The organism is Symbiopectobacterium sp. Eva_TO (genome assembly GCF_053848865.1).
Map to the genome: position 1 here is coordinate 126,924 of NZ_JBSPEY010000004.1, position 18,292 is coordinate 145,215.

General features: G+C 53.4%; 9 protein-coding genes, 1 tRNA gene and 9 pseudogenes. 8 read left to right on the forward strand and 11 right to left on the reverse strand.

The window, feature by feature from the left end; all coding sequences use genetic code 11:
- Positions 1–26 precede the first annotated feature (26 nt).
- Positions 27–902: pseudogene (locus ACWWJF_RS02550) on the forward strand (TonB-dependent receptor plug domain-containing protein); the annotation flags it as partial.
- 93 nt (positions 903–995) lie between these two features.
- Here the strand turns inward: ACWWJF_RS02550 and ACWWJF_RS02555 are convergent.
- The 3 genes and pseudogenes from ACWWJF_RS02555 to ACWWJF_RS02565 all read right to left on the reverse strand — a co-directional run bounded on the left by ACWWJF_RS02555 (position 996) and on the right by ACWWJF_RS02565 (position 3,511).
- Positions 996–2,145: pseudogene (locus tag ACWWJF_RS02555) on the reverse strand (IS256 family transposase).
- A gap of 173 nt (positions 2,146–2,318) precedes the next feature.
- Positions 2,319–2,807 (reverse strand): annotated as a pseudogene (locus ACWWJF_RS02560) (methyl-accepting chemotaxis protein); the annotation flags it as partial.
- Positions 2,808–3,511 (reverse strand): IS1 family transposase gene (locus tag ACWWJF_RS02565; RefSeq protein ID WP_455868608.1). Its coding sequence is split into 2 segments (ribosomal slippage): positions 2,808–3,268 and positions 3,268–3,511, totalling 705 coding nucleotides; the frame shifts between segments, so codons are not numbered across the junction.
- A gap of 145 nt (positions 3,512–3,656) precedes the next feature.
- On the opposite strand from ACWWJF_RS02565, the pseudogene ACWWJF_RS02570 reads away from it, so the two are divergent.
- Positions 3,657–4,945: pseudogene (locus ACWWJF_RS02570) on the forward strand (aldehyde ferredoxin oxidoreductase N-terminal domain-containing protein); the annotation flags it as partial.
- Here ACWWJF_RS02570 and ACWWJF_RS02575 read toward each other — a convergent pair.
- Positions 4,943–5,977, reverse strand: a complete 1,035-nt coding sequence (locus tag ACWWJF_RS02575; RefSeq protein WP_455870899.1) for an IS630 family transposase — start codon at positions 5,975–5,977, stop codon at positions 4,943–4,945. The pseudogene ACWWJF_RS02570 and the gene ACWWJF_RS02575 overlap by 3 nt on opposite strands.
- 56 nt (positions 5,978–6,033) lie before the next feature.
- On the opposite strand from ACWWJF_RS02575, the pseudogene ACWWJF_RS02580 reads away from it, so the two are divergent.
- From ACWWJF_RS02580 to ACWWJF_RS02600, 5 genes and pseudogenes are all read left to right on the forward strand, one after another.
- A pseudogene (locus ACWWJF_RS02580) lies at positions 6,034–6,864 on the forward strand (aldehyde ferredoxin oxidoreductase C-terminal domain-containing protein); the annotation flags it as partial.
- Between the two features lie 16 nt (positions 6,865–6,880).
- Complete coding sequence (locus tag ACWWJF_RS02585) at positions 6,881–7,603, forward strand: YdhW family putative oxidoreductase system protein (protein ID WP_455868609.1); 723 nt, start codon at positions 6,881–6,883, stop codon at positions 7,601–7,603.
- 60 nt (positions 7,604–7,663) lie between these two features.
- Entirely contained in the window at positions 7,664–8,335 is a 672-nt protein-coding gene (locus tag ACWWJF_RS02590; protein ID WP_455868610.1) for a 4Fe-4S dicluster domain-containing protein, read from the forward strand.
- Positions 8,332–9,117: pseudogene (gene phsC / locus ACWWJF_RS02595) on the forward strand (thiosulfate reductase cytochrome B subunit). Before ACWWJF_RS02590 ends, phsC begins: the two are co-directional and overlap by 4 nt.
- A 10-nt stretch (positions 9,118–9,127) precedes the next feature.
- Positions 9,128–9,883, forward strand: a complete 756-nt coding sequence (locus tag ACWWJF_RS02600; RefSeq protein WP_455868611.1) for a protein YdhT — start codon at positions 9,128–9,130, stop codon at positions 9,881–9,883.
- 124 nt (positions 9,884–10,007) lie between these two features.
- Here ACWWJF_RS02600 and ACWWJF_RS02605 read toward each other — a convergent pair.
- A protein-coding gene (locus tag ACWWJF_RS02605) for an IS3 family transposase (RefSeq protein ID WP_455868400.1) occupies positions 10,008–11,176 on the reverse strand; the annotation gives its coding sequence in 2 pieces (ribosomal slippage) (positions 10,008–10,921 and positions 10,921–11,176; 1,170 coding nt in all).
- 68 nt (positions 11,177–11,244) lie between these two features.
- Between ACWWJF_RS02605 and ACWWJF_RS02610 the strand changes: the two are divergent.
- A pseudogene (locus tag ACWWJF_RS02610) lies at positions 11,245–11,589 on the forward strand (epoxyqueuosine reductase QueH); the annotation flags it as partial.
- Between the two features lie 180 nt (positions 11,590–11,769).
- Here ACWWJF_RS02610 and glgP read toward each other — a convergent pair.
- The 6 genes and pseudogenes from glgP to secG form a co-directional block, all read right to left on the reverse strand.
- A pseudogene (gene glgP / locus ACWWJF_RS02615) lies at positions 11,770–14,193 on the reverse strand (glycogen phosphorylase).
- 217 nt (positions 14,194–14,410) lie between these two features.
- Positions 14,411–15,296 (reverse strand): annotated as a pseudogene (glgA, locus tag ACWWJF_RS02620) (glycogen synthase GlgA); the annotation flags it as partial.
- Between the two features lie 46 nt (positions 15,297–15,342).
- Positions 15,343–16,550, reverse strand: a protein-coding gene (locus tag ACWWJF_RS02625; RefSeq protein ID WP_455870900.1) for an IS3 family transposase whose coding sequence is annotated in 2 segments (ribosomal slippage) — positions 15,343–16,229 and positions 16,229–16,550 — 1,209 coding nt in all. Because the reading frame shifts where the segments join, the coding sequence is not laid out codon by codon here.
- Positions 16,551–16,945: 395 nt separating this feature from the next.
- A complete protein-coding gene (locus ACWWJF_RS02630) occupies positions 16,946–17,596 on the reverse strand; it encodes a hypothetical protein (protein WP_455868612.1) in 651 nt (216 codons plus the stop codon).
- A 245-nt stretch (positions 17,597–17,841) separates the two neighbouring features.
- Positions 17,842–17,928: transfer RNA gene (locus ACWWJF_RS02635), tRNA-Leu, on the reverse strand.
- A gap of 16 nt (positions 17,929–17,944) precedes the next feature.
- Complete coding sequence (gene secG / locus ACWWJF_RS02640) at positions 17,945–18,280, reverse strand: preprotein translocase subunit SecG (RefSeq protein ID WP_455868613.1); 336 nt, start codon at positions 18,278–18,280, stop codon at positions 17,945–17,947.
- Between the last annotated feature and the right edge of the window lie 12 nt (positions 18,281–18,292).

Sequence of the window (18,292 nt, forward strand, 5' to 3'; positions counted from 1 at the left end):
AACATTGAATCAGGGTAATTAACACAATGAAATTATTCACAGATTCAAAGATATCTCTCTCCGTCGCGGCCGCGTTGTGGTCGGGAACCGTGCTGGCAAACGATGCAACAGACATCGGCTCCATTCAGGTAAAAGGTGCGCCGTTGGGTGAGGGGATGATGATTCAGGAAGAGAGTGCGAAATCTCGCTCGACGGTAACCAAAGAAGCGATGGATAAGATGCCTGCTACCGGTAACGCCATCGATAAGTTGAAATACACCGCCGGCATGAATGTCAGCAGTAATGACTCTACCGGCATGAGCGGTATCGATTACACCATGCGCGGTATGAGCAATGACCAGATCGGTCTTTCGGTTGATGGCATCCCGATGAACGATTCGGGCAGCTATAGCGTGTATGCCAACCAGTTGGGCGATGCGGAAAACTTTGAGCAGATTTTTGTGACCCAGGGTTCTTCAGAGATGAATGGCCCGCATATCGGCTCTAGCGGCGGCAATATCGGTCTGGTGACGAAACGTCCAGCCAAAGAGTTTGGCGGATTCATCAAACAGACCTTTGGTAGCAACAACCTGAGCAAATCACTGATTCGTTTGGAAACCGGGCTGCATGACGGCTTCAGTAGTTGGTTATCCTACTCTTACTCTTACTCTTACTCTTACTCTTACTCTTACTCTTACTCTTACTCTTACTCTTACTCTTACTCTTACTCTTACTCTTACTCCTACTCCTATACCGATGCCGATAAGTGGCGTGGCAAAGGAACCACCCGTTCCAACAAGCTGGAATGGAACGGCCTGTATGAAGATGACAACGGCAACAGCAGCAACCTGCTGGTTAAGTACAACAAGCAGGACATGAATAACTACAATACGCTGAGCAAAAGCACTTTCCTGAATCAGGGAGACCCTGTACATGATTCTGTGTAAATGCCTTTCTCAGTAGTGACCGTCCAGGCGGTCACCGAACTCGATAATAAAACGGCTCATTGCCATACGTCAGTCCCGCAGTGGCATCGTCCATTTCTGTTAGGCCGACTGGATTGCCAGCCACACCACCTTTTTCACTGCGTCGTCAGTCGGGAACACCTTGCGTTTTTTAATCGCATGCCGGATCACACTGTTCAGCTACTCGATGGCGTTGGTTGTGTCGATGACTTTGCGGATATCTGCCGGGTAAGCGAAGAACGTTGCCAGATTGCTCCAGTTCGTCTGCCAGCTCCGGCTTATCTGTGGATAGCGGCTGTCCCATGCGCTGGCGAATGCTTCCAGCGCCTGCTGACCTGCTTCTTCCGTAGCGGCCTGATAGATGGCTTTCAGGTCGCGTGTGACGGCTTTGTAGTCCTTCCAAGAGACGAACCTCAGGCTGTTGCGTACCATGTGCACGATGCACAGCTGGATGCGGGCTTCCGGATACACCGCGTTGATGGCGTCCGGGAAGCCTTTCAGACCGTCGACACAGGCGATGAGGATATCGTTCAGGCCGCGGTTTTTTAGTTCTGTCAGCACATTGAGCCAGAACTTCGCGCCCTCGTTTTCGGCCAGCCACATACCCAGCAGTTCTTTCTGGCCCTCGATGTTGATACCCAGTGCCAGGAACACGGATTTATTGATGACGCGACTGTCCTGCCGGACCTTCAGGATGATACAGTCAAGGTAAACAATGGGATAGACTGCATCCAGTGGACGATTTTGCCATTCAGTAACCTGTTCCATCACGGCGTCGGTGACCTTCGAGACCAGCGCCGGTGAGACATCCGCGTCATACAGCTCGTTGAACGCAGACGCTATCTCGCGGGTGGTCATCCCTCTGGCGTACAGGGGCAGGATTTGGTTATCCATCCCGGTGATCCGGGTCTGGTTTTTCTTCACCAGTTGTGGTTCGAAGGAGCCATCACGATCGCGCGGAGTACGTAGTTCCAGAGAGCCATCGCCGGTGGTCACGGTGTTTGTGGAATAGCCGTTGCGGGAGTTGGCCCCCGGTTTGGGCTGATTTTTATCGTAGCCCAGATGGTGGGACATTTCGGCGTTGAGAGCAGCCTCAACGCTGATTTTCTTCAGCAGGCGATCGAATTGGCTGAGATCGTCAGGGGGTTTTGAGATTTTTGGCCAGTTCGTTAGCCAGAGCCTGCAACTGTTTTTCGTCCATAAATTAACCTTTTTTTGATGTTGGATTGAACATATCAAAATCAGGCAATTACACAAATTTATGTACAGGGTCGCCAATAGCAACTGTATATTGCCAGACAGGCGTGCTCCCTGAGTTGATTCAGCAGCAGCCTGAGTGGTGTTGTCTTGTTGTTGTTGGATCATGGCTGAAATCTCTTGAAACAGCCTCATTTGTATCGGCTGTAACATTTCTATTGCGAGAGATTGCGCATCCAACAGTTGGGCATTTTTTGCCAGACTCACGGTTTGCTGGGTGATGGCGATATAGTCAGCGTAGGTTTTGTTAAAATTGTCGAGAGTTGCGAGCAAGTTCGGCAGCGAGATGTCTTCTTTTAAGCGTGTGAGCAGAAGATTGTTGCCTCCCAGCATTTGTTCGACTACCGCCTCACTTTCTGCCTGACTGTTAATATCATCCTTGAATGCCATGATTAATGCGGCTTTGGTGGCACTGTTTAAGTTATCTTTTAAATCCTGCATTGAAATAAGATTGGTTAAATGGTGTTTCTCATAATATTCAATGTGATCGCTTGTTTTACTCAACGCGATCCGTCCAAAGGCGGCAACCAGCAGGCCGATGACAATAATGGCAGAGAAGCCAGCGCCTAGCAGAACACCGAGAGAGATATTTGGTAATGACTCCAATTAGTAGAACATGTGTTTTTCGATGAAGGCTCCGATGACTTTTTCGTGGATCTCGACGGAGCGCGAGAAGCAAATCGTTTTACGCGCCAGTCGTTTAATGCGGGTACGGAGCGTCAGGTTATTGCGCTCTATGCGTTGCGTGAAGATCTTGCCAGTCAGATGTTTCTGCTTCGGAACCTCTCTTGCATAGCTGCTCCAGTTGTCACTGGTAATCATGCCGATGTTGAACGGTGTCAACAGTGTCAACAGAGCCAGCAATTCACGACAGGTCTCATCGGTTCGGGGGCCAAAAGTGTAGGCCAGAACACCGCCCGTTTTGGTATTGTAAGCGTACCAGAGCCAGTGCTGTAGCGCCTGACTGCCAACGAAGCTCCATTGCTCATCAAGCTCACAGATAAGGGCGACGTCGGCGTGAGCAACGGGAGAAGACGTTATCCTGCGGGGCGAGAGCTTTTTAAAGCCCGGATGACCGTATTGATGCCGATTTTCAACGTTCTGGCGGTATCGCGAACACCGGCACCGTTGAAGGCCATATCAACGATCTGCTCTTTGACTCCCGGCTTTCGAGCTTCATAGCGGTAGGTAAGCTGGAATACACGGCGACAGCACTGACACCGGAAGCGTTCGCGCTTAGTTGGACTAAGGCCATGTCGATAAACTTTATCTGAATGGCAGCGAGGGCAATGAACAAAAACAGTAACCACGTGGAAACCTCAAATAGTGGCAGAATATCACAAAAGCCAACTATTTGAAGGCGTTACCATCGAGTGGAAAGAGATTACCGTCTGATAACGGCAACGGGCGTTATCCCCTTATTCACGCGGCGTTTCATACGCAGGAAGAAAAATTATGATTAACGGTTGGACAGGTAATATATTACGTATCAACTCAACTTGAGCACCGGCACCATCAGCAAAGAGGATTCCAGCCAATATAAAAAGATGGTTGGCGGAATGGGCTTTGGCTATAAAATCATGTACGACGAGGTGCCAGCCGGAACAAAACCTTTCGATGAGGGCAATAAAGTCGTTTTCGCCGTCGGGCCGCTGACCGGTTCCGGCGCACCGTGCAGTTCACGCGTCAATATTACCTCACTGTCGACCTTTACCCGGGGCCATCTGGTTGTTGATGCGCATATGGGGGGATTCTTTGCCGCCTACATGAAATATGCGGGCTACGACGCCATTATTATTGAAGGCAAAGCGGAAAAACCGGTCTGGATTAATATTCAGAACGATGAAGTTAAAATTGAAAATGCCGCTTTCCTGTGGGGGAAAGGCACACGAGCCACCACCGAAGAAATTTGTCGCGCCACCAGTGAAGAAACCTGCGTCGCGGCTATCGGCCCGGCGGGGGAAAATCTGGTACCGCTCTCCAGCATTCTTAACAGCCGCAACCACAGCGGTGGCGCGGGCGTAGGTGCCGTACTCGGTTCCAAAAACCTCAAAGCCATCGCGGTGTGGGGTAGCCACGGCGTTAACATCGCTAATCGCGAAGAACTCAAAGCGCTCAACGAATACATGATGACGCAGCTCATCGGTGCCAACAATAACCACGTTGTCCCGAGCACGCCGCAGGCATGGGCTGAATATTCAGACCCGAAATCGCGCTGGACCGCACGCAAAGGTCTGTACTGGCAAGCGGCGGAAGGCGGCCCGATTGAAACCGGCGAAATCCCACCGGGCAACCAGAACACTGTCGGTTTCCGCACCATGAAATCCACCTTCGATCTGGGGCCAGCCGCGGAAAAATACACGGTGAAAATGGGCGGATGTCACTCCTGCCCGATCCGCTGTATGTCGCAGCTTAACGTGCCGCAAGCCAAGCAGTTTGGTGGGCCGACCACCGGCGGCAACACCTGTGTAGCCAACTTTGTGCACACCACCATTTTCCCCAACGGCCCCAAAGATATCGCTGAAAAAGGCGATGGCAACGTGGTCGGAAACCTGGTCGGTCTGAGCATCTTCGACGACATGGGATTGTGGTGTAACTACGGTCAATTGCACCGGGACTTTACCTACTGTCATACCCACGGCGTGTTCAAACGCGTATTGCTCGCCGAAGAGTATGAATCTATTCCCTGGAAGTTGATGGAAGAAGGCGATCCGAACTTTATCAAGGATATCTATACTCGATTAACTTGAAGTTGCATTTTTCAGCGTCTGGAAGTTGTCATTAATCCTGCGCGACAAGCCCCCCGCCAGTCCCGGTAATATATTGCGGAAGAAGTGGTGTATTTCCTGCCGAAACGCCTTTGGTGAAGCGAAGTAGCGGTTGTTTCTCACCTTTTCATTCATCACTTTCCACAGTCTTTCTATCGGGTTCAGATTCGGGCTGTAAGGCGGCAGATAGTGGAGGTCGATATTCATCACATATGCCCACTTTTTCACCAGCTCCGCCCGGTGGTAACCCGCTCCGTCGGGTATGATATGCACCTTCTGTCTTATCGGGTAAGTTTCCCGGATGGCGATAAAAAAGCGGGCGATATTGAGACTGTTGATGCTGTCGTACTCCCGAACCACCGTGCTGCCGATGTCGTTCAGGTTCAGGGCTCCCATGATGTTCAGACGGGTACGACTACCGGTGGTTTCCACTGGCTGAGATTTTTTTCCCGCAGGCATCCAGCCATATGCCAGTTTTGTTCCCTGTGTCGGGTGGACGCCATCGATGAACAGGATGGGTTCATCGTCACCGGCTTTTTGTTTCAGCTCGTTGTAGGTTTCCACAAACGCCTGCTGCGCTTCTGCACTGAATTTATGTGGGATACCGACAGGCTTTCGATAACTGAAGCCGTTGCGGTGCAGCCATTTAGTCATTCCCGGAACGGTGTAGCGGATACCCCACCAATCAACAACCTGTTCAATGATAGCCTGTGTAGTGGGAAGAAGGTTGTTCGTCAGAGATGTGGTGAGTTCAGCGGTTTGCTCTTCGCTGAGATGACTATCAGAGCCGCCATTCTCAGGCGCAAGTTTCTCACCCTTTAGCCAATCATTTAGATGACGGCGTACCGTGGTTTCGTGAATAAGTTGCGATTGTGCAATCATTCCTGGCGTCCAGCCATCGGCAGACAATAGGACACACCGTATCCGATCGCGCACATGATGGTCACGACTTGTTTGGTGAAGATTCCTTAACTTTTTTTTCTGCTCTTCAGTGGGATGAATGTTCATAACCATGAAATGGGTATTGTTCATGGAAAATCAAGCATCTTCAATGATTACGAGTATATCATCGCCTGGCCCACCGCATTGGCGAGTTCAGCCATTTGTCCGACGGATCCTATTTCATCGCGGAGCGCTGGAATCTGGGACCAGAATATTGGAATTACGCCAAAAACAAGCTGTGGTCGCCCATGGGCTTCCCGGTGCACCATGCCAACGAAGCTTCGGCACAGGTGGGGACCATCGTCAACTGCATGTTCAACCGTGATGCCATGACTCACACCCACATCAACTACATTGGCAGCGGCCTGCCGCTCAAGCTGCAAAAAGAGATCGCCGCTGAGCTGTTCGGCTCTGCTGATGCTTTTGACGAAACCAAAAACTACACCCCGATCAACCGCTACAAGATTGATTACGCCAAGTGGACGCTGCTGAGAAGCTGCCTGCACGACGCTGTGACGCTGTGTAACTGGGTGTGGCCGATGACGGTATCACCGCACAAAAGCCGGAACTATCGCGGCGATCTGGCAATGGAGGCGAAATTCTTTGCTACTGTGACCGGCGAAGATAACACCGAAGCCAGCCTCGATCTGGCAGCAGAACGTATCTTCACGTTACACCGCGCCTACACCGTGAAGCTGATGAACACCATGGATATGCGCCGTGAGCACGATCAGATTTGTGACTGGGTGTTCGATAAGGACCCGAAACTGCCCGCGTTCAGCGAAGGCACGGACAAGATGGATCGCGAGGACGTGCAGAAATCGTTGACGATGTTCTACAGCGCCATGGGCTGGGACCCTGAACTGGGCTGTCCGACGCGTGCCGTTTTGGAACGTCTTGATCTGAAAGAGGTAGCAGACGATTTGGCAGCGCACAACCTGTTGCCGGCCTGAGTACAAGGCATCAATCATGAAAACTGTTGTGGATAACGAAACAACGCCTCCTGATGAATTGCCGGATGCGACGCTTGCCGCCACAGAGGACGTTGCAGACAGCGATGCACCGGATATGCGCCGACGCAGGTTGTTGCTGCCGTTAAGCGGCGCACTGCGCGATGCACCGACAGCGCAGGAAACCACGCCGACTGAGGAAGCGCCCAAGGCCCCCTACCTCGTTCTGGCGGATTACCTGCGTGGCTGCTCTGCCAACGGCACGGTGGTGGATCGGCGCGAACTGTTAGCGCCGCCTTACGCGTTAACCGAAGAGGAGTTGGATGTCCTGTTGATGCAGATTCGTGCCGAAGAACAAGGCAGCGATATCGCTGAGATAGCGCAGCAGGACACTTGTTTCTACTACTCCGACCGTTACATGAGCCATAACTACGCGCGGATTTTGATCTTCACGCACGAGCAGGACGCCTGCGCTACGTTGGCGCAGACCGTCCGCTTTGAGTGCGAGACCTATCCGCGTCCGTTCAAGGCCGGCATGTTGGCGCTGCACCCGTATGGATTTGATGACGACAAGATAGCAAGCACGTTGCGCTTTCTCGCCGACACCGAGGCTTATCAGGATATTCACCAGGTGGAAGCCTCCAACGGTGCCATCTATCTGTACAGCGACCGCTACATGAGTGTCGGCAAAGCCCAAGGGCTCTGTGAATGGATTGAGGTGGAACAATATGAGAACCCCTAGCCCGCGCGCCCGGTATGCGTGGATCACAATGAATAACGTACTTTCTGGGAGGCATGGAAGATGACATGCTCACGCCGTAAATTTATCCTCGGCATGGGGTCGGTGATTTTTTTCAGCGCACCGGTTTTCTCGGCATTGGGTAAAGCGGAAAAAGGCGCCCCCGTGCGCTATGCCATGATCCATGATGAAGTGAAGTGCAACGGCTGTAATATCTGTACCGTTGCCTGTCATAAGGTCAATAAGGTACCTACCAGCGCGGCGCGCATGAGCATTGCGCACATTGCGATGACGCCGCCTGAGTCCGGTAATACCTATCACTTTTTCCGTCACTCTTGCCAGCAGTGCGAAGATGCACCGTGCATTACCGTCTGCCCGACGGGCGCATCCTACCGCGACGATAGCAACGGGATCGTGCGAGTGGATAAGCCCAAGTGCATTGGGTGCAGCTACTGCATCTCCGCATGCCCGTATCAGGTGCGCTATCTGAACCCCGTTACCCATGTGGCGGATAAATGCGACTTCTGTCTGGAATCGCGTCTGATGAAAGGATTCCCGCCCATTTGTGTCAGTGCCTGCCCACAAAATGCCCTGATTTTTGGAAGGGAGGACAGAGACGTGGTGCAGAACTGGCTGAAAACACACGACTACTATGAATATCAGTTGCCAAATGTGGGCAAACCGCACCTCTATCGTCGGCCGGGCCCCCATGAAGTGAAGAAGGTGAACGTATGAATATCATGCCTAACGCTGAGCAATTTCAGTCCCAGCTGTATCAGTATGTTTATCTCTACACCCCCGACTATTGGCCTATCTGGCTGATCCTGGCCGGCGTAGCGTTTGTCGGCATGCTGGGCGTGTTGGCGCTGCACGGTTTCCTGCGTTATCGCTTCGCTGCGCCGCATGCTGACGGACACGAGGAGAAGGTGTATCTCTACTCGCGGGCGGTACGTTTGTGGCACTGGAGCAACGCGCTGCTGTTTATCCTGTTGCTGGCGTGCGGTTTTATCAACCACTTTGCGCTGCTCGGCGCGCACGATACCGCGCTGCTGGTGTCACTGCACAGCCTGTGCGGCTATCTGTTGCTGGTGTGCTGGCTGGCGTTTGTGCTGATTAACGCGCTGGGTGGCAACGGGCACCACTACGTTATCGAGCGACAGGGATGGGGCCAGCGGGCTTTTCTGTAAGTGCGCTTTTATCTTTACGGCATTATCAAAGGTGAAGATCATCCGTTCCCGGCCACACCGCGCGCCAAGTTCAACCCGCTACAGCAGTTGGCTTATCTGGGGGTGATGTACAGTCTGGTGCCGCTACTGCTGCTCTCAGGCGTATTGTTGCATAACCCGCTGTGGCTGCCCGCCGGATGGGTCTTGGTGAAAGCCTGGCTGCTGCCGGTGCATTTTATGCTGGCGGTACTCAGCGTGTTCTTTATCTGTGGGTATCTCTATCTGTGCACCACAGGGCGCACGCCGACCCAGACCTTCCGTAGTATGGTCGATGGCTACCACAGGCACTAATGGAGCACCCATGATGCCGACCCATGGAGAACCGCACATAACTCGTGAGCAGTTGCGCGCGCTGCGCGTTAGCCGCGACTTGTATCGCTGGTTCCTGCAACGTTTTCCAACGGGCGGCAGCTATCAGGCGATTCACGAGGCGCTGATTGGCGATGGCCGCAGCGCCTGGCTGGAAAGTTTGGTGGATTATGCCTACGCGCACAACTTTGGCGCTCGGCCGTTTCTCGAACAGGAGATAGGCAGTGCGCGAACCCTGGCAGCGCAGCTGACACGCAGTCAGGCAGAACAGTTGCACATTACCCCACTCGGCCACGCCAGTGGCCGCTTCACGCCGATGCTGTCGTGTACCTTGCAATTTGCCAGCGCCGATCACGCTTTGAACATTGGCTGCTCCGGCTTTCAAAGCAATCTGGCCGCCACCGGCAACGGCAACTTTATCGGTCAATACGGTGATAACGGCAGCATCGCCAGCGCAGGCTACGGCTGCCAGTTGGTGAGCAGCGGCTTTGCCGCCAAAATGAGCAATACGGGACAGAACTGCCGCATCAGCGCGTTGGGCGATCGCGCGCGCATTGCCAACTGCGGCAATGCTACAAAAATCAGCAGCGCCGGTCGTGGCACCCACATCACCAGCAGCGGCAGACGCAATTACCTCGCCAGCCAAGGCGCTTCAACGCGCGTGGCGAATACCGGCGATGGCAGTCATATCCACACGCAGGGAGCGGGCAGTCGCATCACCAACAGCGGAGATAACGTCACGCTATAGGTCAGCGGTGCCGACAGCGTGTTTTGCTCTAGTGGCAGCGTGCAACAGTTCACGCTGGGCGTCGGTGGCTGTGCAGCACTCAGCTACCATGACGGCAAACGCCTGCGTTTTGTCACTGTAGTGGTCAACTAATATTGGCCACCGCATTAGACTGTATGTAGAACAGTCGCTCAGATTCGTTTGGAGTTAAGCCGCCGTTATACCAGTGAGGCCGGATAGCGCTGTAATACCCCGTGATGTAGCGGATAATCGCGTCCTGGGCTTCGCTGAAGCTGTTGTAACCCTTTGTCGGCACCCATTCTGTCTTCAGGCTGCGGAAGAACCGCTCCATTGGCGCATTATCCCAGCAGTTACCCCGCCGACTCATACTCTGCTTTATCCGGCAGCGCCACAGGGCTTGCCGGTATTGACGGCTGGTATAGTGGCTGCCCTGGTCGCTGTGGAACATGACTCCTGTTGGTTGTCCCCGGAGTTCCCAGGCCATCTGCAACGCTTTAACTGTCAGCGCCGAGTCCGGCGACGTCGACATGGCCCAGCCCACCGGTTTGCGGGCGAACAGATCTAGCACCACCGCAAGGTAAGCCCAGCATTTGCCCGTCCAGATGTAGGTCACATCGCCGCACCAGACCTGATCCGGCGCGGTAACCGCGAACTGGCGGTTGAGATAGTTCGGTATTTCAACGTGTTCATTGCCGCCGCGTTTGTATTTGTGAGCCGGTCGCTGGCAGCTGGCGATACCCAGCTCCTTCATCAGCTTGCCAGCCAGCCAGCGCCCCATTTTGACACCGGAGCTGCCGGTGACGATGGTCGCGATACTTCGAGCGCCGGCAGAGCCGCCGCTGGCGTTCCAGGCTTCCATGACGCGGCTACACTTAACCACGCGCTCACCGTCGGGTTCATTAGCGGAAGCCTGCCAGTGCCTGTAGCTGCTGCGATGTACCTCAAAAGTTTGGCACAACGCCGTGACCGGGTATCGCGCCCTCAGCCTGTCGACTACCGTGAACCGTTGAGTGAGTCCGACATTAAGAGCGCCGTAGCCTTTTTTAGGATTTCGTTCTCCATTTCAAGGCATTGGACTTTTTTCTTCATCTCACGCAGCTCGAGCTGTTCAGGGGTAAGAGGAAGTCCCGTTGGCGTTTTTCCCTGTCGTTCAAGGCGAAGCTTATTGACCCAGCGACTAATGGCAGAATGGCTGACATTAACCGCCTCTGCGGCCTTAACGTATGTGTAGCCGTGGTCGACAACCAGCTTTGCGGCTTCGAGCTTAAATTCCGCCGTAAAATGTTTACCCATGAGGTCACCTGTCGTGTTGATGAGGTGAGCATATCACCTCCGCTCAGGTGGCCAGTATCAGTGTGCCACTACACTTCGAGCGCACAGCACTCTATGCCGCGGAAAATGGCTTTACGGTGATCAGCAGTTCGCTCGGCATCTCGCGCTGGAAAAACATGCAGCAAATTAATGATTGCGGCCAGCGGGCCGCCTCACATTATCCGGGTATGGTGTACTGGGATTACAACTGGCGTAAAGGGGGCGGCTCTGCGCGCATGATAGAGATCAGCAAGCGGGAGCAATTTTATCAGCAAGAATACTGCGGTTGCGTTTATTCACTGCGCGACAGCAATCTGCACCGCAAATCGCAGGGCAGACCGCTGATTAAAATCGGGAAACTGTATTACGGTACTGACGAGCAATCGCACGGGTGATCCCGCACTCTACCTGTCATTCCCGCGAAAGCGGGAATCTCCTACAGGGGAAACGTGTTCCTTCTGCCAGAGATCCCCGGCTTTCGCCGAGGATGACGTGGGGGAAGCCGAAGACGATGTGGGGGAAAGCACCATTTCAGTACTCCCCCACCACCGTTACAGCCGTATCGGTTTGATATCCTAGATATCGTCGGCATACTCCTGAATAGTGCGGTCAGATGAGAAGTTATCCATATTGGCGATATTGAGGATGCTCCTGCGCGTCCATTCTTCCTGTGTGCGATAGAGGTCATCCACTCTGTCATGGGTATCGACATAGCTGCGATAATCCGCCAACAGTTGCCAATGGTCGCCAAAATTCACCAACGAATCAAACAAATCGCCGTAGCGTCTTGGATCGTTCGGGCTGAAAACCCCGGTGGCAATCTGCGTCAGCACCCGGCGTAGCTCCTCGTCCTTCTCGTAAATTTCACGCGGGTTATAGCCGTTCTTGCGCAGTGCCTCAACCTGTTCCGTGGTGTTGCCAAAAATAAACATGTTCTCTTCGCCAATGTGCTCCAACATTTCCACGTTGGCCCCATCGAGCGTACCGATGGTCAGTGCCCCATTGAGCGCAAATTTCATGTTACTGGTACCGGAGGCTTCGGTCCCCGCCAACGAGATCTGCTCAGACAGATCGGCTGCAGGAATGATGATCTGCGCCAGACTGACACTGTAGTTGGGAATAAACACCACCTTCAGCTTGTCATGCATGTCAGGATCATGGTTTATCACCGCCGCAACATCGTTGATCAGGTTGATGATGTGCTTCGCCATGTAGTACGCCGACGCCGCTTTACCCGCGAAAATTGCCACGCGCGGCACACGCTTGGCCTTGGGTTCATCCTTAATGCGGTTATACAGCGTGATAATGTGCAACAGATTGAGCAGTTGCCGTTTGTACTCATGAATGCGCTTGATCTGCACATCGAACAACGCTTCAGGATCGATCACCACATCCAGATGCTCGGCCACGTACTCCGCCAGACGTTGCTTGTTCGCCAGCTTCGCCTTACGCACCTTCTGCACAAACGCCGGGAAATCCGCCTGCGGCTTGATATCTTCCAACTGGATGAGGTTGGTACGCCAATTTTTACCAATCGCATCATCCAGCATTTTTGACAACGACGGGTTCGCCTGCGCCAGCCAGCGTCGCGGCGTGACACCGTTGGTCTTGTTGCAGAAGCGGCCGGTATAGATGCGTGCAAAATCCGCAAACAGTGACTGCACCATCAAATCGGAGTGCAGCTCCGATACACCGTTCACCTTGTGACTGGCGACCACCGCCAACCAGGCCATGCGCACCCGACGACCGTTGGTTTCATCAATGATGGAAACGCGCGCCAGCAGATCGTTATCTTTCGGGAATTTCTTTTGCACTTCTTCGAGAAAGTGCTCATTGATTTCAAAAATCAGTTGCAGATGGCGCGGCAAAATCTTGCCCAGCATGTCCACCGGCCAGGTTTCCAGCGCTTCCTGCATCAGCGTGTGGTTAGTGTAAGAGAAGACACTCGTCACCACCTGCCAGGCATCCAGCCATTTGAATTTGTGTTCATCGATCAGCAAGCGCATCAGCTCGGGGATCGCCAACACCGGATGGGTATCGTTGAGGTGAATGGCAAATTTATCCGCCAGGTTGTCATAGGTGTTGTGCATCATCCAGTGACGGCTGAGGATATCCTGCACCGTGGCAGACACCAGAAAATATTCCTGACGCAGGCGCAACTCGCGCCCGGAGTAGGTTGAATCATCGGGATAAAGCACCCGCGACACGTTCTCCGAGTGGTTTTTGTCCTCCACCGCAGCAAAGTAGTCACCCTGATTGAACTTGCCCAGATTGATTTCACTGCTGGCCTGCGCACTCCACAGCCGCAGCGTGTTGGTCGCATCCGTGTCGTAGCCAGGGATTATCTGATCATAGGCACTGGCAATGATCTCTTCGGTTTCCACCCAGCGCGCCTTACTCCCTTCCTGCTGTACACGCCCGCCAAAACGCACCGTATAGCGCGTACTGTGACGCAGGAATTCCCAGGCGTTACCCTATTCCAGACAATAGTCCGGGGATTCAGCCTGCTGACCGTTGACAATCTTTTGCGCAAACATGCCGTATTCATAGCGAATGCCATAACCACTGCCGGGCAGTGCCATCGTCGCCAGCGAATCCAGGAAGCAGGCCGCCAAACGCCCGAGGCCACCGTTACCCAGCCTGGGGTCGTTCTCTTCCTCGATCAGCTCATCCAGATCCAGCCCCATGTCGTCCAGAGCCTGCTTTAGATCCTCGTACAGCCCCATCGCCAGCAGCGCATTCGACAGCGTTCGTCCCAGCAGGAACTCCATCGAGAGATAGTAAACCTGTCGCACATCCTGCGAGAGCTGCGCTCGGTTGGAGCGTAGCCAGCGCTCCACCATGCGGTCGCGCACCGCGAGCAGCGTGGCGTTCAGCCACTCGTGCTTGTTGGCGATAGAGGGATCTTTACCTATGCTGAACATCAACTTATAGGCAATGGAATGCTTTAGCGCGTCCACGCTGAGCGTGGGTGAGTTGTAGATAAACGGAGAGTTCATTACGTTTATTCCCAATCATGAGTGTTACGACAAGCGTTGTTTGACCGAGATCGCTAACGCCCCTGCACGTTGTCCTCACCATGCAACGCACGGCTATACCCGTCATACGTCAAGTTGCAGGTGCGTTGGCTGCGTTCTCTCACCCGAATCACTTACCGGTGTAAGCTCATCGGGATTCCGTCACTTGCCACCTTCCCGCAACTCGAATTATTTAGGGTCATAAGCGCTGGTAAAGTGCACGATATGCCTGCGCAGCTACCTGCCAGCTAAAGTCCATCGCCATCGCCTGACGTTGCACATAACGCCACAGCGTGGGACGAGACCACAACACAAACACTCGGCGAATCGCTCGGGAAAGCGCGCCGACATTGCAATCGCTGAAGGAAAAACCAGTGGCAAGGCCATCGGCCAGATTCTCCAGCGAGCAATCCGCAACGGTATCCGCCAAACCGCCGGTATGACGCACCAGCGGCAGCGTACCGTACTTCAACCCATACAACTGCGTTAGCCCACAGGGCTCAAAACGGCTGGGCACCATGATGACATCAGCACCGCCAATAATGCGGTGCGAAAACGCTTTGTGATAGCCGATTTGGACTCCAAACCTGGCCGGGATATTCTGCCGCCGCTGCCAGGAATCCTTCCTGCAAATCAGCATCACCTGCGCCCAGTACCACCAATTGCGCCCCGTGATCCAACAGCTCCGGCACCGCCTCCAGCACCAAATCCAACCCTTTTTGATGCGTCAGGCGGCTGACGATGGCAAACACCGGGATTTTCTCATCCACGCTCAATCCCATGGAGATTTGCAGTTGGCGCTTGTTATGCGCCTTATTGACCAGCGTTTCACGGGCGTAAGGATGCGACAGTAGCGCATCGTGCGCCGGACTCCAGATGGCATCATCAACACCATTAAGAATGCCCGATAACCGTCCCTCCTCTTCCCGCGTCCGCAGCAGCCCTTCCATCCCGTAGCCAAATTCAGGCAAGGTGATTTCGTGAGCATAGGTCGGACTGACGGTGGTGACATGATCGGCATAATACAGCCCGGCCTTGAAGTAGGAGATCTGCCCGTAAAACTCCAGGCCGTACACCTGGAAAAAGTCACCCGGTGATCTTGACCCACCATCTCCGGACAGCTTTTGTATCTTAAGTTAACGATGCCCGCTGGCGCCGATATTCTCTTGGGGAGTTGTATCCCAGCGCACTGTGCGGATGGTTTTCATTGTAATGATTGAACGCCGCTGCAAGGTTCTTCAGCGCTGTTCGCACATCGGGTTTTGGCATGAAGGCGATGTAATCTTCCTTCATCGTCTTCACGAACCCTTCTGCCATGCCGTTACTCTGTGGACGGCTCACTGCTGTTGTGCAGGGCTCCAGATTCAGTTCTCTGGCGAACTTCCGCGTTTCATGCGCTGTGTACGCTGAACCATTATCCGTCAGCCATTGCACTGGTTTATCCGGCAGCGCGCTACCGAAGCGTTTTTCCACCGACCTCAGCATCACATCCTGCACGGTTGAACTGTCATAACCCCTGGTGCTCGCTGCCCAGTCTATGGCCTCCCGGTCGCAGCAGTCCAGTGCGAACGTCACCCGCAGCTTCTCGCCGTTGTCACAACCGAACTCGAAGCCATCTGAGCACCAGCGCATATCGCTCTCTGCTACCGCGATTTTGCCTTTATGCTCCCGCTTCGGACGTTCAGTTTTATCATGCAACAACAGCAGGTTATGCTCGCTCATTATCCTGTAAAGCCGTTTGGCGTTCACCGGTGGAAGTCCCTCTGCACGACGTTGCTTACCCAGGATACCCCACACTCGGCGGTAACCGTAACTGGGCATGTCGCTGATGATACAGAGGATGTCCGATAATATCTCAGCATCAGCTTCGTCATTACGCCGGTTGCTGCGCCTGTCCAGCCAGTCGGCAGAACGGTTAACCCGCAGTGACAGCTGCGCACGCGACACGCTCATGGCGCGGCTGACCAGAGCTATTCCCTGTCCTTTGGCAACAAGGGCGCGTGCGCTATCCATTTTCGCGACTGGCCGTACTCCACTGCTTCTTTGAGGATCTCAACTTCCATCGTCTTCTTACCCAGAAGGCGCTGTAGCTCCCGGACCTGCTTGAGGGCAGTCGCCAGCGCCGAAGCTGGAACCACTTCTTCTCCGGCCGCAACGGCGGTGAGGCTTCCTTCCTGGTATTGCTTCTTCCACTTAAACAAAAGGCTGGGCTGGATGCCATGCAGGCGGGCTACATGGGAGACGTTCATCCCCGGCTCCATTGTCTGCTGAATGATGGCGATTTTCTCTTGCGGAGTTTTACGCTTACGGACTTCTTGCCCTAACAGGATCCCGGTCATTTCAAAATTAGCATGATTGTTAGACATATATCTAAGCCTATCTCTTATCTGGAGATACAGCTACTGTCTGGTGTTACAGGGGGCTACATCATATGTACCGCTTATTCTCTCATTCCGCTCAGTAATCAGCATAGATACCGCTTCACACACATGTGTGTGTCCTTATTAATTCCTTCGAGCACGGGGCATCGGGCCGGTAAATGAAGCCGATACGCCGGGCGTAATGCTCAAATCCACCCTGCAATCGGGAAGCAAACCGGGATCAACCGTGTTGATCGTCGATGGGCGTTATAGCCCTATCACCGGGAGTGTTTTACTCGATAACGGACAGTCGGATGATGGTGCAATAGCCCGTATCCCCCAAGGGATACGGCGTTTTCTCTTACGACTCACCGCTAGCGTTGGCGAATACCGCCACCTAGCGGTTTGTTCTGGTTAATATTTGCAGTCAATGTATTTTGTAGGTCCTGAATCTTAGAAGATATCTTCTGCTTGCGGGTTGGTGCATCGTGCTTAACCGAAGCATTGTCAGTAATAGACGGTTGCGCATCAAAACGTTTAGCCATTGCCAACACATGTCCCGGCCCAGGGCTGATAGTGCGACGCATAGCCGACAGAGTCTTGTCAGACACACTGGATGACACATTGTCTGGCACAACATTCGCTCTAGAATGCACATTTTCTCTGCTCGCCTCAGCGCTGTACCATTGGGTCGGATGGGACAGAGCTGCATAGTCGAACTTAGAAACGCAATCCCCTGCCCCCGTCACCGTAACGAATGCATTAAAAAGATCTTTGTGTTGTCCATACAGTAAAAATGCGGCCTCTTTTTTATTTGCATTAAACGCATTAGCGAGTGCGTTTCCTGTTTGCATCGCCTTGATATTACGTTGCGGATTTTCGGTCATTTTTTGGCATAGATCGGCCAGACTCGTGAATGTTAGCGTTTTGTCTCGCAAAACCTTCGTGGCGGTTTCACCACGGAACTGCCCATTGGTTCCACTACGCGTATCAATCTTCACCCTGGAGATCGCCCGTCCTTCCATAGGATTGGTGATAAATAAGAGATCGTCACCCTGTCGAACCAGTGAAATATTATTTCATAACCAGCGCAATGAAATTTTAAGGGAACGCCTTTCAGCGATGAGGCATAAACAAAACACTGGCTGCTTGATACAGCAGTCAGTACAGCAATGAAGAATAGTGGCGGAGGCCAGAGAGATAGGCTTTATAGCAGGCCAGGCAATACAAGAATTAAAAAAAGACGTCAATCGACGTCTTTTCTTATTATTGGTACCGAGGACGGGACTTGAACCCGTAAGCCAAATAGGGCACTACCACCTCAAGGTAGCGTGTCTACCAATTCCACCACCTCGGCATCCGAAATCTTTCAGTTACTTGGGAATGTCACTCGCAGCCGCAGCCGGTGCTGCTGGCGTAGCAGGCTGTTCAAGCTGAGCCGGTTGGCTTAGATTATCCCACTCACTGCCGCCCTTGCTCTGATGTGAACTCATGTTCCCTAAGACCAAACTGAGGACGAAAAACAGCGTCGCCAATGCAGCGGTCATACGTGTCATAAAGTTACCGGAACCGCTCGAACCGAACAGCGTCGCAGACACCCCAGCTCCGAACGAGGCACCCATATCAGCACCTTTACCTTGTTGCAGCATGATCAGACCTACCAGGCCTAATGCAACCAACAGGAAAATGACTAAAAGAGCTTCGTACATGATAGTACCCGT